Genomic DNA, 17010 nt, shown 5'->3' with positions numbered 1-17010 from the left:
AGAACCACCTATTATTTCGGATGAAAATTAAGGACAGCTCCTGTTCTTTCATCCAGATAAACTCTAAAGGTGATACCTCCAGCCGTACTATCATAATAACGATCACCACTAGCTACCGCTTTTACATAACCACTGGCAGCAGCTTGCTGCCCGAGATCTAGAACCTTCTGATCAGAAATAACTTTAGGATCATATACAGTTTTAGTAAAAGGCTGCGCTTTATAGCCAATTACATTCCCAGCACGATCATATGCAGGAATCTGATATTCAATCGTCGTAATTCCCTTAACCGAGCCAGGAGTTTCACTAAGTACCTTCACCCCATTACTGGATGCCGCCTGAGAGAAAGCATCTAGGTTATGAGTACCGCTAATCCCACTCTTCTGCGTCAGGCCATCAAAATTGCTGAGGTGATTCTTGATGTTGGGATTGAAGCTCATCCCTTCCGGGAAATTAGCAGTTCCTTTTGCGACCCCACCCAGCTTACCCAAGTCCCCCACTGCCCCGAGCTGCGAACTCATACTACCGGAAACAGGTGACTCCGCAATCGCGTTGACCAGGTTCTTGGCTGCTGTTGGCAGCTTGGCGGTTATCTGCGCGCCACCTTTTACTGCCGTCAGAACGCCAACAAGTTCCGCAGCGAACCTACCGCCCTCGACACCAGCTGTGACCGAACCTTGCCAGCCGGCATCCTCGTAAGCCTGGGTCAAGAATGCGGCGCGCTCCTCCAGCCCCTTCAGGTAGTTATCGCCAAACTGCTGCCGGAACTCTGGCGAAGTGGCCAACTGCTCCAGAGCTGCGTAGGTTTCCCTCCAGTTCTTGACCAGCTCATAAACACCCACTGCGGTTTCAGCTGTCGAAAGACCGATGCCTCCTCCAACACCTACGACGATACCGACATCCTGCTGGGCCGAAATAATTGCCCATTTGGCTTCTATTCCGGTTTTGCAGAGCTGTTTGTCCTTGCAGCCATCGACCTCCTGCCGCTTCTTCTCCTCCTGCCAATGACTGAGGTAGTTGTGTTGGGTGGCATTCCCCGCCACCCAGGCTCCCGTCTGCAAGTTCTTGGCGTCCGCATCGCCCTGCGTCGAAGCCGCCAGCACGCCGATCAACTGCGAACTCATGATCAGCAGGCCCTTCTTGTCATCGATGGGCAGGCTGGCGTATTGCTTGGCGAGGCTATCCACCAGCGCCTCGTTGACTCCCGCAGCCAGGGCTCCGGTACGGAAATCGCCACCGACCGCTTCGGCGGCCAGACCTCCCATCAGGGCGTGCAAGCCGATCTTGCCGAGGCTGCCGTCGTCCAGTACGCCATGGGTGGTGTCGCCAATCAGCTTGAAGCCGTAGGCCGCAAAGGCATTTGCCAGGCTGTTTTGCAACGCATCGCCCAGGCTGCCCTTGCCGCCCAGCGCCCGGTCCAACAGCACCGAAGTGCCATTCTGCAGCAACTGGTTCGAGGTGAACTGGCCCACACCTTGCCAGGTGCCCAACCCTGCGGCGGGCGCCACGGCCCCGGTGTTCGGTAGAGCGGTCGAGGTGCCGGTCTGGGTCGAGGTCCATTTGTCGTAGACGCCGGCAGTCAGCCCCGCAGTCGTGCCAGCGACTACATAGCCCCTCAGCGCATCGCTGGAGGTCACGTCCTTGACGACATCCCCCAGGTTTCCCCGGTTGTTGATGGTGCTGATCGCTCCATTGCTGGCCATGCCCATAGCCACGGCAGTTCCAGCGGCATTCGCCCAGCCGGCGGCAGCTGTTCCTACTGCTGTACCGGCCTGGACCATTGCAGTGCTACCGGCAGCAGCCATCATGCTTCCTGAGCCCGCCCCCACACCCGCCATCGATCCCAATGCCGCACTCGCCGCACCCGCCGTGAAGTAAGTCACGACAATCGCTATCGCCAACTGCGCGCCGACGCCCAGCCCGGAGTTGCTGTACTTCCAGCTGTCATGCAGTTCCTGCACGCGCCGCCAATCCACATCGCCGCGCTGCTCCATCTGCTTCAACCAGGCCAGTTGCGGATCCGCCTGCACCATCGCGTCGATGGTCTGGCTCACGGTCTTCTGGTCGATGTGCTTGAGGTCGATCTTCAGCCCTTCCACGGCCTTGATCGCCAGGTTGCCCTGGGCGACGAGCTGGCTCTGGCGTAGGGTTTCGTCGGTCTGGCCCTTGCCCTTCGACGACTGCCACGCCAGGTCGCCCTTGCTCTTCTCGTGGCTCTCCTGGTGCAGGTCCTTCACCGCCTCGAAGGTCACCGCGCCGCCGCTGACGATGGCCAGGTCGTTGCCCGATGCCAGCTTCGCGCCTTGGTAAGTCTGGTCGCCGCCACTGAGCAGGGTGAGGTCGCCGCCGCTGGATATTTGGCTGCCCACTGCCGTCACATCGGTGATTTCGTCGCGCCGGGTCTTCTTGCTACCGAAGCTGCCTTTGCTCTTCTTGTCGTAGAGGTAGTAACTGCTGTCGTTGGCGGCCAGCAGCTCCAGCTTGTCGCCGGCCACCAGGTAGGCTTCGTCGCCGGCGCTGGCCTGGCTCGCGACCAGCCGCAGGTCCTGTCCGGCATTGATCGCCAGGTCGCCGCCAGCGTCCACGCGAGTGGCCTGCTGGGTGATCTTGTCGTCCTGGAAAGTGACCTTCTTGGTCTTGCCATAGGCATGCTCTTCGTTGGCAGCCGCGACCAGGCCCACATCGCGACCCGCCTCGAATGTCACGTCGCGACGAGCGTCGATGCGGCTGCCCACGACGCTGATATCGCGTCCGGCGCTGACGCTGATATCGCGCCCCGCCACGACCTCGGCGCCCATCTGGGTCGTCTGGGTCTGGTATGCCTGGCTTCCTGCCGTCCAGCCCCGCTCCGCTACCGCAGCCGAAACCAGGACATCCCTGCCGCCTTGCAAAGCGAGGTCACCCTTGCTGTCGATGACACCGCCAATATTGGCTACATCGCGTGCTGCCGAAACGGTCAGCTTCTGCGCAGCCTCGATACGCGCGGCGCTATCGGCAAATGCCTCAGTGGTACCGGTTCCCCTGTAGGAGGACTGGTGCTGGGTCACCGTCCGTTCATTGATGACGTCTCCGGTAAGGGCGGAGAGGCTTACCTCGCGCCCGGCAATGATGCCGCCCTGGTCATTGCGGATGGAGCCGCTGGCCAGCAGGTCGAGGCGGTTGCCGGCCTCGATCAGGCCGCTGTTGTCGATGTTGCCGGCTGTCGCGCTGAGGTCGTTCTGCGCGCGCAGGGTGCCGGCGTTCCTCAGGTCCCCGCCGGTGATCAGGTTCACGTCGCGCCCCTGGATCAGCGCGCCGTTCGGGCCCAACCGCCCCTCGGCCTGGGCCAGGTAGACCACGGGGGCGAGGACCTTTTCGCCATTCACCTCGACTTCTTCCAGCCAAACGATGTCGTGGGTCAGCGCCGCCACCTGGGCGGCGCTGAGGGTGACGCCAGGGGTCAGTCCCAATACGTCCTTGCTGGCGATGGCGTTGTCCATCAGATAGCGGAACATCGCTTCGTCGCTGTTCAATCCGGCGATGAAGCGCTGCCCCGTACGCTGGACGATCGCTTCGCGTACCAGGCGCTGCTCGTATAGACCGTCGCCCAGGCGCTTCTTGCTGTCATCCGGATTGATACCCAGGCCACCGAGCAGGTAGTCCGAGTTGAGGAACTGCTTCAGCTCGGTGAGCGCCGGGTTGGTCTCGATCAGATACTTGTGGCTGTTGCTCGGTGTGGCATTGCTGGGCACGCCCTCAACGCGCACAACCGACGGCAGGGTTTGCAGCGCCGGCTGCCCAACCGGAGGCTCGGCAAGAACGGCGCTCCGCTCTTCGAGGTGAGGCAGGCTGCCCTGAGCCCTAACGGCCGAAGGCAGTGCCTGCACCGACGACTGCTCAGCCGGCAGATCGGCAAGGATGCTGCCATTGCCACCTGGACTGGAGGCTACCCCCTCTACACGCACTGTCGAAGGCGAGGCCTGGACCGTCGCCTGCGCGCCCTGCCAATTGGCGAGAATAGTTCCATTCCCATCGTGACCGGGCACTGTGCCTTGAACACGATCAGCCGCGGGAAAGCTTGAGAACGAGGGTAGACCACCGCGCAGATCGGCGAGGATGACGCCATTGCCGCTGTGACCCGATGCATTGCCCTCGACGAGTCCACCCAGTCCCGTGGTCGCCTGGTGCTCACCGGCCTGGAAACGGCCAGTGTTTCCCCCGTCGCCCGAGATTGGCGCGGAAGCCCGTAGCGCATCGATAGCCTCAGCTACCCGGCCTTGATAGGCGGAACCGGTAAGCGAGGTGACCCGATCATCGCCGACACGACGCGCCTGGGTACTCCAGCCACTTGCGCCACTGCCTGTCTGTGCGGATACAGATACGCCATGGCCGCTCTGGGTGAGATCGCTGGCGGATTTCAGAGCACCACTTGCCTGGTTCACCTGGGCTCCTTGGGACGCCAGGCGGAAGAGCCCATTCTGGCCTTGAGGCAGGCTGAAGCCCGGCAGGGTGAGCGGATTGATCTGTTGCCTTGCCAAATCCGCTGGCAGTTGACTCTTCAGAGTCACTACGGCGCTCGTCGTGCTTGAAACAGCTATGTCCTGATGAGGTAACTGGGTTTCCTGAACGGCCTGAAATCCCTGTAGGACAGAATTATTGAAACTCTCCGCAGCATTCACCGTTACACGACCGCCAGCTTGCACGACAGCACCAACCGTTGAGTTCGCCCCTTTGTTAATCGTCAACTCATCGAGAGGAGCCAATCCCTTAAGTAGATCTGGAATAGCATCCGTTTTTTTCGATGAATAATTCGGCGCCGGTATTCGTCCAATAGCCTTGTTCCAGCGATCTGTGTCCGGATACTCAACATCTAAGGTACCGAAGTACAGGTGCCAACCCGGCCCACCATTTTTCCCGTTTCCATGAATGACCTCCAGCGGAGAGACTTTTTCATTAAAATTCTTGTCGAAATAATGAATATTCGGAAGTCTCCCTCCTGTGCTCGCATATCCCTCCCCATAACTGGGATCGTTGACAGCGTTATACGCCAATATGCGCATAAGCAATTCTTCGCCAAATTTACTCGGCGGCGAATAAACGCCCCTGACCGCATATTCCCCTAACGCATAACCTTTGTTTTCGAAATTATTCAGAGATAGCGTGGCGTCTCTTACAGCACTTATATTAGAAGCAATATTCTGCAGGCTTGCACCTACAACAAGCAGATCTCGACCAGCCGTAATTGAAGCAGCAGCAGAAGACTCTCCCAATGTAGACTTATATTCCCTGATCCAGACAAGCTCGCTCGAAGACCTAGTTTTTCCCCACCTCTCAGAAAGCTGACACCCCGTACAGCGGACGCCAATAGCGCTATTCTGCAAGTCACCTTCAATCTCTAGAGTTTCCCTTCTATTGAGAAGTGAACTCACGGAGAAACGCATATCACCTGTGCTCTCTAAATTCCCGGAAATGTTCTCCAAGCGATTTGCCCAGCCCCCGCATCGTCGCGGGCGATATCCAGCCTGCCGAGGCTGTACACATCCCCGTAGAGGTTGGTGATGTCGCCGGCGCGCAGGGTCATGTCGGCGCCACTGAACAGCAACCCGCGCTCGTTGAGCAGGGCGGGCGCGTTCAATCGCAGGTTGCCGCCGCCGCCCAGGGTGCCGTAGTTGTTCAGGCTCGCGGCGCTGGCCACGAGGTCGCCGGCGGCGGTGATCCGCCCACGGTTGACCAGCAGGTTGCCGGCGCCGAGCGTGACATTGGCACCGCCAGCGAGGCTGGCGGCGTTGCCGAGGTCGAGACTGGCGGCGTTCAGGGCGAAGTCGCCGAGGCTGGTGGCGCGGCCGTTGCCACGGTAGCCGCCGCTCAGCTCGAGGCGCAAGCTGCCGTCGCTGGCCAGCAGGCCGTCGTTGCTCCAGTCGCCGCCGCGGCCAGTGAAGGACTGCACCGCCAGCAGCTTGCCCTCGGCCGTCTGGCGGAAGGTGCCGATGTCCAGGTTCAGGCGTCCGGCTTGCAGCACGCTGCTGTTGGTCCATTCGCTGGCGCGGATGTCCAGCAGGCCATTGGTGGTCAGTTCGCCGCCGGCGCGGATCACCTGCGCGGAATCCAGACCGAAGGTGCCGTTGCCGGTATGGAGGATGCGCCCGCCGGCGTTGGCCAGGCTGCCCAGTTGCAGGTCGAGGTCCTGGTTGGCGCTTTCCAGCACGCCGTAGGCGTTGTTCAGGTCGCCAGCGACCAGCCGCGTGCTACCGCTGCGACCGAGGGCGCGCAGGCTGCCGCCGCTGTTGTCGATCGCGGCGGCGCGCAGGTGCAGCTCGCTTTCGCTTTCCAACTGGCCGAAGCGGTTGGCCAGCGCGCCGGCCAGGCTGAAGTCGATGCGCCCGGCGCCGACCTTGCCACCCTGGCCCGCCGCCGCGCCCTGGTTGAGGAAGCGCTGGCCGTCGAGGCTGAGCAGGCCGCTGGCGTAGAGGCCGCCGCCCTGGTTGTCGAAGTCGGCGGTGACGATGCGGTTGTCGCCGCCCAGCGCCGAGAGATGGCCCTGCTGGTTGCGCACGCCTTGCCCGGCGCGAATCTCCAGCGACTGCGCCTGGGTGACGCCGGCGCTGTTGTCGAACAGCCCGGTGACCAGCTTCAGCCAACCCTTGGCGCTGTTGAGCACGCCGCCGGCGCCGTTGTCGAGGCTGCCGCTCTGCAGGTCGAGGTTGCCGGCCCGGCTGTCCAGGCGGCCGCCCTGGTTGTCCAGCGCGCCGCCGATACGCAGCCGGTTGTCGCCCTGGGCCTGTAGCGTGCCCTGGCGGTTGTCCAGGCTGCCGGCCTGCACCTCGAGGGCACCGGCCTGGCTGAAGATCAGGCCGTCCTGCTGGTTGCGCAGGGCGCCGCCGCCCAGGCGCAGGCTCATGCCGGCCTGGCTGGCGAGGGTGCCGGAGGCGCTGTTGTCGAGGCTGCCGGCGCTGATCTCCAGCAGCCCCTGGCTGACCAGCTTGCCGCCGCGGTTGTCGACGCTGGCGCTGCGCAGCAGCAGGTCGCCGCCGCTGGCCAGGCGCGCCGCACCGGTGTTGACCAGGGCGCCGCCGAGGATGGCGTCGAGCCGGCCCTGGCTGATCAACTGGCCGTCGCTGTTATCCAGGCTGGCGCCCTTGAGCAGCAGGCTGCCGCCGTTGATCCGGCCGCCGGCGTTGTTCAGCAGCGTATCGTCGCGCTCGAAGCTCAGCGCGCGCTGCGCCGAGACCAGGCCACCCTGGCCGTTGTCCAGCTTCCCGGCGATGCTCAGGGTCACGTCGCTTTCGCCGGAGACGATGCCCTGGGCGTTATCCAGGCTGGCGGCGTCGATCCGTTGCGCGCCCTTGCTGACCAGCGCGCCCTGGCCGTGGTTGTCCAGCGCGCCGCCGAGGCTGATGGCCAAGTCGCCGTCCTTGCTCGAAAGGGTGCCGCCGGCGCTGTTGTCCAGGCTCCCGCCTGTCACCGTCAGGCCCTGCCATCCGGAGAGCAGGCCGGCGCCGGCGTTGCCCAGCGCGTCGGCGTCCAGGCGCAGTTTCCCGGCGCTGATGATGCGCCCCTGCTGGCCGTTGTCGATGCGCCTGGCCAGCAGCTCGAAGCCCTGCTGGCTGGAAATCTCGCCGCCCTGGCGGTTGTCGAGGACGTTCAGCCGCTCGATGCTCAGCGGGCCGCGGGCACTGATCAGGCCGCCCTGGTTGTCCAGGTCGCCGCCTCGCAGGTCGAGACTGACGCCGCGCTCGCCGATCAGCCGGCCCTGGCGTTGCACCAGGCGCTCGACCGTCAGGCGCAGGTCGCCCCGGGCGGAGATTTCGCCACCGTCGGCGGAATCGACGCGCCCTGCCGTCAGTTCCAGTTCGCCGTCGCTGGTGAGCAGGCCGCCACGGTTGTCCAGGTTGGCGGCGCTCAGGCGCAGCGACTGCTTGCCACTGAGGGCGCCGCCACGGTTGTCGAGGTCGGCGCTGCTGACGTCCAGCACGCCCTGGCTGATCAGTTGGCCACCCTCGGCGTTGTCCAGCGCACCAGTGACGACGCTCAGGCCGGCGTTGCCGGAGAGCAGGCCCTTGCCGCTGTTGTCCAGCGAGGCGCTGGCGAGCGTCAGGCGGGCGCCGGAAACGGTGCCTTCGGCGTGGTTGTCCAGCGCGCCGTCGACGCGCAGGTCGATGCCGGCGCGGCTGGCCAGGGTGCCCTTGGCGCTGTTGTCCAGGCGAGCGGCCGCGATGTCCAGGCCGGCGGCGCCGGAGATCACCCCGGCCAGGCTGTTGTCCAGGGCCTGGGCGATGCGCAGGGTCAGGCTGGCGGCGCCGATCAGGCGCCCGCCGCGGTTGTCCAGGCTGGCGGCGGCGAGGGTGAAGGCGCGGTCGCTGGAGATTTCCCCGCCGGCGCCGTTGTCCACCGCGCCGAGCTGGCGCAGCAGCAGCGCGCCGGGCGTGGCGATCAGGCCGCCATCGCGGTTGACCAGCGTGCCGCCATTGAGGTCGAGGGTGACGCCGGTTTCGCTGACCAGAACGCCGCCTCCGCGCTGGTCGAGGCCTTTCAGGTTGGCGTCGAGCAGGCCCTTGGCGCTGATCCGGCCCTGCTGGCCGTTGTCCAGCCGGGCGGCCACCAGGGTGATGCCGGCGTTGCTGCCGATGCCGCCGTTGCGGCTGTTGTCCAGCGCGCCGGTGCGGATATCCACCGCACCCTTGGCGCTGATCACGCCGGAACGGCTGTTGTCGAGGCTGGCGCCCTTCAGCGTCACGCCGGCATCGCTGAGCAGCCTGCCACCCTGGTTGTCCAGCGCGGCCTGGCTGGTCAGCGCCAGCGCACCGGCGCTGGAGAAGGTCCCGCCACGGTTGTCCAGGCGCGCGGCGCGCGCCGTCAGGCTGCCTTCGCTGACCAGCGCGCCGCCCTGGTTGTCCAGCACGCCGCCGAGGCTCACGCTCAGGCTGTTCTGGCTGTCGAGCCGCCCGCCGTCGCCGTTGAACAGTTCGCCGCCGTCCAGGCTCAGGCCATCGCGCCCGGCCAGCACCCCCTTGGCCTGGTTCAGCAGGCGCTGCACGGTGAGGCGCAGGCCGCTGTCGCCGATGACCTTGCCGCCGCGGTTGTCCAGTTGCTCGCGGGCGTTCACGGCGACCTTCGAGGTGCTGGAAATCTCGCCGGCGCGGTTGTCGACCTGCCGCGCCTCGATAGCGATGCCGCCATTCGCGGCGATCAGCCCGGACTGGCTGTTGTCGAGCACGTCGGCGCGAAGGTCCAGGCTCCCCTGGCTGACCAGCTCGCCGCCTTGCTGGAGCAGCGTACCGACCGCCGCCTCCAGCACGCCTCTGGCGGCGATACGGCCTTGGTTGCCGTTGCTCACCTGGTCGGCTACAAGCTCCAGGCGGCCTTCACTCACCAGGCTGCCTTGTTCGGCGTTGTCCAGGCTGGTCACGCTGATACGGGCATCGCCCTTGCTGCCGATGGTTCCCGCACGGTTGTCCAAGACCTGAGACTCGATGGCCAGTCCGTCGGTCGCCAGGACCTGCCCCTTGAGACTGTTGTCCAGTGTCTTGGCGATGCGCAGGGTCAAAGCTTCGCTGCTGATCAGCCGCCCGCCCTGATTGTTCAGTGTGTTGGCGGCGAGGGTGAAAGCACGGTCGCTGGATATCTCTCCGCCGACGCTGTTGTCCACCATGCCGAGTTGGCGCAGCAGGAGCGCGCCAGGCGTTGAAACCAGACCGAGGTCGTGGTTGTCCAGGGTGCCACCGTTGAGGTCGAGGGTGACACCGCGCTCGCCGACCAGCGAGCCTCCCCCCTGCTGAAGCAACCCTTTCAGGTTGGCGTCGAGCGTACCCTTGGTGCTGATCCGTCCTTCCCGGCCGTTGTCGACCAACCCGGCGACCAGGGTGACGCCCGTATTGCCGCCAATGGATCCCTTCTGACTGTTGTTCAGGGCTCCGGTACGAATGGCCACAGCCCCTTTCGCACTGACCAGGCCCGCACGGCTGTTGTCGAAGCCAGTGCTGTTCAGGGTGGCTCCAGCATCGGTCACCAACCTGCCACCCTGGTTGTTCAACTCGCCCCGGCTGGTAACGAGCAGGCTACCCGCACTGGAGAAAGTCCCCGCCTGGTTATTGACCTGGTCGGCCTTCACTGTCAGCGACCCTTCGCTGACCAGTGCACCGCTCCCCTGGTTGTCCAATGCACCACTGAGCGTTACATCCACCAGGCGTTGGCTGCTGAGCAGGCCGCCATCGCCATTGAGCAGTTCAGCGCCGTCCAGGTGCAATCCATCGCGACTGGCGAGCACACCCTTGGCCTGGTTCAGCAGGCGCTGCACGGTTAGGCTCAGCTCACTGTCGCCGATCACCTTGCCCCCCCGGTTGTCCAGTTGTTCCCGGACAGCCAGAGCCACCTTGGCCACGCTGGATATTTCCCCACCGCGGTTATCGATCTGGCGTGCCTCGGCGGTGACCCCGCTATCGGCGCTCACCAGGCCGCCATTGCGGTTATCCAGGCTATCGGCGTCGAGAGTCAGCGTCCCCTGACTGGCCAGTTCTCCACCCTGCTGCTCCAGGGTGCCAACCGTGACCTGCAGATCGCCCTTCGCGGCAATGCGCCCCTTGGCGCTGCTCACCTGCTTGGCGGTCAGATCCAGGGCGCCTTCGCTGACCACGCGGCCTGCCTCGTTCTCCAGGCGGTTCACCCCGATGCGTGTATCGCCCTTGCTAGCAACGATGCCGCTATGGTTGTCGAAGACGAGTGCAGCGACATCCAGCCCTCCGCTTGCGGAAAGAACGCCTTGGAGGCTGTTGTCCAGTGCCTGGGCGATGCGCAGGGTCAGGGAGTCGCCGCTGATCACGCGGCCACCCCGGTTGCTCAGCGCGGTCGCGGCGAGGGTAAAGCTTCGATCGCTGGAGATCTCGCCACCGCCACTGTTGTCCACGACACCCAGTTGCCGCAGCAGCAAGGCTCCAGGCGTGGCGATCAGGCCCTGAGCACGGTTGACCAGTTCTCCCCCGCGCAGATCGAGCGCGATGGCCGTATCGCTGACCAGCCTGCCGCTGCCCTGCTGATCCAGCCCCTTCAGGTTGGCATCGATCGCACCCTTGGCAGTGATCCGGCCGTTCTGGCTGTTGTCCACCAGGTCCGCGACCAGCGCGAGCCCGGCACCGCTGCCTATGCCGCCCTTCTGGCTATTGTTGAGGCTGCCAGTACGGATCTCCGCGGCCCCCTTGGCGCTGACGATGCCGCCCTGGCTGTTGTCGAGGCTGGCGCTGCGCAGGACGGCACCGGCGTCGGTGACCACCCTGCCCCCCTGGTTGTTCAACGCACCCTGGCTGGAAAGCGACAGGGTCCCGGCGCTGGAGACTGCACCGCCCTGGTTGTCCAGCCGACCGCTCTTCACGCTCAGGCGTCCCTGGCTGCTCAAGCTGCCCGCCTGATTGCCCAATACGCCGTCCAGAATGACGTCGATGCTTTGCTGGCTGCTGAGCAGGCCGCCGTTGCCATTGAACAGTTCGGCGCCATTCAGGCGCAGCCCATCACGACTGGCGAGTACCCCGCCGTCCTGGTTGAGTACCCGTGGCGCGACGAGGCGAAGTCCGCTATCGCCGATGGCCTTGCCGCCTCGGTTGTCCAACTGCTCGGCGACGTCCAGTGTCACCTGGCCCGGGCTGGCGATTTCGCCCGCACGGTTGTCGATCCTCCGGGCGGAAACGGTCAGGTTGCCATCAGCACTGACCAGACCGCCGCTGCGGTTGTCGAGGCTATCGGCCTCGAGCATCAGCGCACCCTCGCTGCTCAATTCGCCACCCGCCTGGTTAAAGGCTGTCACGCTGGCGTGCAGGTCACCCCTGGCCGCGATCCGTCCCCTGACACTGTTCGCTCGCTCGGCAGTCAGTTTCAGACGACCTTCGCTAAGCAGGTCGCCGTCATCGTTTTCCAAACGGGACACGTCGATATCGACGGCGCCCTTGCTGCCGATGGAGCCACTGCGGTTGTCCAGGGCAAGCGCCCGGATATCCAGGCCTCCGGTGCCGGAGAGAACACCTTCGAGGCTGTTGTCCAGAGCCTGGGCGATGCGCAACGTCAGTACACCGCCGCTGCGCAGGCGGCCACCCTGGTTGGTCAGCGCGGAGGTGGTGAGTGTGAAGGCTCGGTCGCTGGAAATTTCCCCGCCGCTGTTGTCCACCATGCCGAGTTGGCGTAGGAGCAAGGTTCCAGGCGTGGCGATCAGGCCCTGAGCGCCATTGGCCAGGGTTCCCTCGTTCAGGTCGAGTATGATGCCGGCATTACTGACCAGCCGCCCTTTGCCCTGCTGATCGAGTCCCTTGATATTTGCGTCGATCATGCCTTTGGCAGTGATCCGACCTTCCTGGCTGTTATCCACCTCAGTAGCAATCAGGCCGAGCCCGTCATTACTGCCAAGATTGCCTTTCTGGCTGTTGTTCAGAACCCCGGTATGGATCTCCGCCGCAGCGTTGGCACTGATGATCCCTGATCGGCTGTTGTCCAGGCTGGCGCTGGTCAGGCGCAGGCTGGAGTCCGTCACCAACTTGCCGCCACGGTTGTCCACCGCCTCCTGGCTGCTCAGTCTCAGCGCACCGGCGCTGGACAGAGTGGCGTCCTGGTTGTGTATGCGCCCGGCGCTCACCGTCAGGGTACCGTCGCTGAGCAGCGCGCCCTTGCCCTGATTGTCCAGCACGCCGTCCAGAGTGACCTCTATATGTCTCTGACTGCTGAGCAGTCCGGCATTGCCATTGAACAATTCGGTACCACTCAGGCGCAGCCCATCGCGGCTGGCGATTACTCCCTTGTCCTGGTTGAGCACGCGTGGCGCGGTGATGCCCAGACCACTGTCACCGACGACTTTGCCGCCACGGTTGTCCAGTTGCTCAGTGAGATTCAGCGTCGCCACGCCCTGGCTGGCAATCTCGCCGGCACGGTTGTCCACCTGCCGGGCATCGATGACCACACCTCGGTTGCCGGCGATGCGACCAGCGCCGTTGTCGACTTTGTCGGCGTCGAGGGCCAGCGCGCCCTGAGTCGTCAGCTCTCCCCCGTTCTGCACCAGCGCACCGAGTTTGGCACGCAGATCATCCTTGGCGACGATACGCCCCTTGGAATTGTTCGCCTCATCGGCCGCCAGCTTCAGGCCGCGTTCGGCGATCAGCGTGCCAGCGTCGTTTTCCAGGCGGGTCACACCGATATCGATGGCGCCCTTGCTGCCGATGGAGCCACTACGGTTGTCCAGGACGAATGCCTGGATATCCAGACCTCCGGCGCCGGAGACAATCCCCTCGAGGCTGTTGTCCAGGGCCTGCGCGATACGCAAGGTCAGGGCTCCACCGCTGAGCAGGCGTCCACCCTGGTTGTTCAACGCGGAGGTGGCAAGAGTGAACGCGCGGTCGCTGGAGATTTCCCCACCGCTGTTGTCCACCACGCCGAGTTGGCGCAGGAGCAAGGTGCCAGGCGTGGCGATCAGGCCTTGAGCGCGATTGACCAGGCTTCCCTTGTTCAGATCGAGCGTGATGCCGGTATCGCTGACCAGGTTGCCCCTGTCATGCTGGTCCAGCCCTTGGAGATCCGCATCGATCGCACCTTTGGCAGCGATCCGGCCCGCCTGGCTGTTGTCTACCCGAGCGGCGACCAGGGTGAGTCCCGCATCGCTGCCGATACTGGCTTTCCGGCTGTTGTTCAGGTTGCCGGTACGAATCTCCACGGCCCCCTTGCCACTGATCGCACCGGCCTGGCTGTTGTCGAGGCTGGCGCTGCTCAAGCTAAGTCCGGCGTCGCTCGCCAGTCTGCCGCCCTGATTGTTCAGGGCGCCCTGGCTGGTCACTGCCAATGCCCCTGCGCTGGATAGCGTACCGCCCTGGTTGTCGAGCCGGGCTGACTTCACCGTCAGGAAGCCCCGGCTGTCCAGGCTGCCGGCCTGGTTATCGAACGCACCGGCCAGGGAGACGTCGATACCCTTCTGGCTGGACAGCAGGCCCCCCGCGCCGTTGAACAACTCCGTAGCACTCAGGCGCAGCCCATCGCGGCTGGCGAGTACCCCCTTGTCCTGGTTGAGCACGTGCGGCGCGGTGATGCCCAGACCACTGTCACCGACGATCTTGCCGCCACGGTTGTCCAGCTGCTCAGTGAGGTTCAGCGCCACCACGCCCTGGCTGGCAATCTCGCCGACGCTGTTGTCCACCTGCCGGGCCGTGATGTCTACGCCCTGGTTGCCAGCGATACGGCCAGCGTTATTGTTTAGGATGCCCAGGTCGAGAGTCAGCGAGTCCTGACTGGTCAGTTCTCCTCCCTTCTGGCTCAGCGTGCCAACCTTGGCATGCAGGCTACCATTGGCGGCGATACGCCCCTTGGAACTGTTCGCCTCATCGGCTACCAGCTTCAGGCCGCGTTCAGCGATCAGTGTGCCAGCGTCGTTTTCCAGGCGGGTCACACCGATATCGATGGCGCCCTTGCTGCCGATGGAGCCACTACGGTTGTCCAGGACGAATGCCTGGATATCCAGACCTCCGGCACCGGAGACAATCCCCTCGAGGCTGTTGTCCAGGGCCTGTGCGATACGCAAGGTCAGGGCTCCGCCGCTGAGCAGGCGTCCCCCCTGGTTGTTCAACGCGGAGGTGGCAAGAGTGAACGCGCGGTCGCTGGAGATTTCCCCACCGCTGTTGTCCACCACGCCGAGTTGGCGCAGGAGCAAAGTGCCAGGCGTGGCGATCAGGCCTTGAGCGCGATTGACCAGGCTTCCCGTGTTCAGATCGAGCGTGATGCCGGTATCGCTGACCAGGTTGCCCCTGTCATGCTGGTCCAGCCCTTGGAGATCCGCATCGATCGCACCCTTGGCGGCGATCCGGCCCGCCTGGCTGTTGTCTACCCGAGCGGCGACCAGAGTGAGTCCCGCATCGCTGCCGATACTGGCTTTCCGGCTGTTGTTCAGGTTGCCGGTACGAATCTCCACGGCCCCCTTGCCACTGATCGCACCGGCCTGGCTGTTGTCGAGGCTGGCGCTGCTCAAGCTAAGTCCGGCGTCGCTCGCCAGTCTGCCGCCCTGATTGTTCAGGGCGCCCTGGCTGGTCACTGCCAATGCCCCTGCGCTGGATAGCGTACCGCCCTGGTTGTCGAGCCGGGCTGACTTCACCGTCAGGAAGCCCCGGCTGTCCAGGCTGCCGGCCTGGTTATCGAACGCACCGGCCAGGGAGACGTCGATACCCTTCTGGCTGGACAGCAGGCCTCCCCCGCCGTTGAACAACTCCGTAGCGCTCAGGCGCAGCCCATCGCGGCTGGCGAGTACCCCCTTGTCCTGGTTGAGCATGCGTGGCGTTGTGATGTCCAGGCCACTGTCACCGACGATCTTGCCACCGCGGTTGTCCAACTGTTCGCGAGCGCTCGCCACCACCCTCGACGTGCTGGAGATATCGCCCGCTCGGTTGTCGATCAACCGAGAGCTCAAGTCGAGATCCTGGCCGGCGACAATGCGACCGCTGCGATTATCGAGCCGATCCGCCTTCAAGAGCGTACGGCGCTCGCTGACCAGCTTGCCGCCCGCACTGTTGTCCAGACGAGCGACCTCGATGTCCATGTCTCCCTTGCTGGAAAGGAGACCGGCACTGCGATTGTCCAGTGCGGCAGCCTGGACCTGCAGTTCGTTCAGACCGACGACCTGGCCGCCACGGTTGTCGAGATCGCCACGGGTCTTGACCACGGCGCGGTCCCGGCTCTGCAACAGGCCGTCCTGGCGGTTGTCCAGGCTGCTCGCCTCGACCCGCAGTTCGCCCTCGGCGAGCAGCTTGCCGCCACGGTTGTCCAGGTGCCCGGCGTCGACCCGGACGGTCGCCCCCTTCAGGCTGCCGCCCTGGTTGTCCAGCGCCTGGCTCGCCTTCGCTTCCAACGCGCGGCTGGCCACCAGGCTGCCGGCGTTGCGCAGGGTGCCGCTGCGCAGCTCGAGGTCGCCGCGCGCGTTGCGTCGCTCGTCTGGCTCGACGCCGGCTTCGATCACCCCGGCGTTGTCGATATGCGCCGCCTCCAGCGCGATGCGTTCGCGCGCCGCCAGGCTCTGCCGGTTGACCAGTTCCTCCACGCTGCGAATCTCGGCGCTGCCGCCGGCGTAGGTCTTGCCGTTCAGCTCCACGGCCTGGGCCGCGATCTTCAGGTCGCCCTGGCTGGAGGCCTGGGCCAGGCTCAGCTTGCCGCTGGCGTCGATGCGGATGTCGCCGCCGCTGGCGGCCATGTCGCCGGCCAGCTTCACCCCCACGCCCTGCTCGGTGCCGACCAGGCGGATCGCCCCGGCGTACATCCCGCCCAGCGCCGAGCTGTCGATCGCCAGCTGCGGCTTCTCGCTGCCATCGGCGGCGCGCGGCGTGGCCTGCAGGCTGTCGGCCTGGACGTCGTTGCGGCCGGTGACGATGTTGAGGTTCTTCGCGTAGAGCTTGGCGTTGAGCTTGGCGCTGCGGGTGATCAGGTCGAACTGTTCGAGGTTGCCGACGTTCAGTTCGGCGCCTTCGACGACGATGTCGCCGCCGTCCACCTGGAAGCGCTCCAGGCGCTGGCCGTCCATGATCGGCTTGCCGGTGGTGAGGGTCGCGCGCGGCGTGTTGATGAAGCCGCAGCCCTGGCAGGTGATGCCGTGCGGGTTGGCGACGATCACCCGCGCCGACTGCCCGGCCACCTCGGTGTAGCCGGCCAGGGTGCTGCGGTTGCCGCCAGTGACCTGGTTGAGGATCACCTGCGCCGCCTGGCCCTTGAGGTTGGGGTTGCCGAGGATGATCCCGCCGAGCTGGGTACCCTGGGTCTTGCCGGTGGCGTTGTTGAGGATCAGCCCGTTGGCGCCGACGTTGTAGTCGCGGAAATGGTTGTTCGACAGCCCGGCGCCGTTGGGCGTGGCGATATTGACGATGGGCACGCCGTTGCCCGCCTGGCCCAGGCCGGTGTTGCCGCCGGCGGCCTTGTCCAGCGCCAGCCCCGCCGCCGCGGCGACGATCGGGTTGAGGAACAGGATGCCGGCCAGGGACAGGGCGATGCACTGGTTCAGCGGGCTGCGGATGTCCATATCGTTACTCCTTGGCGGGT

1 pseudogene is annotated in these 17010 nt (G+C 64.8%); it reads right to left on the bottom strand.

From position 1 onward, the window contains the following. Positions 1 to 11: 11 nt before the first annotated feature. Positions 12 to 16990, bottom strand: a pseudogene (gene tpsA1, locus LE197_RS08060) (two-partner secretion system exoprotein TpsA1). Between the last annotated feature and the right edge of the window lie 20 nt (positions 16991 to 17010).

The organism is Pseudomonas sp. PS1(2021) (genome assembly GCF_020405165.1).
GTDB lineage: Bacteria > Pseudomonadota > Gammaproteobacteria > Pseudomonadales > Pseudomonadaceae > Pseudomonas > Pseudomonas aeruginosa.
Note: the sequence above shows the minus strand (reverse complement) of the source record. Positions and strands in the feature narration are given on the sequence as shown.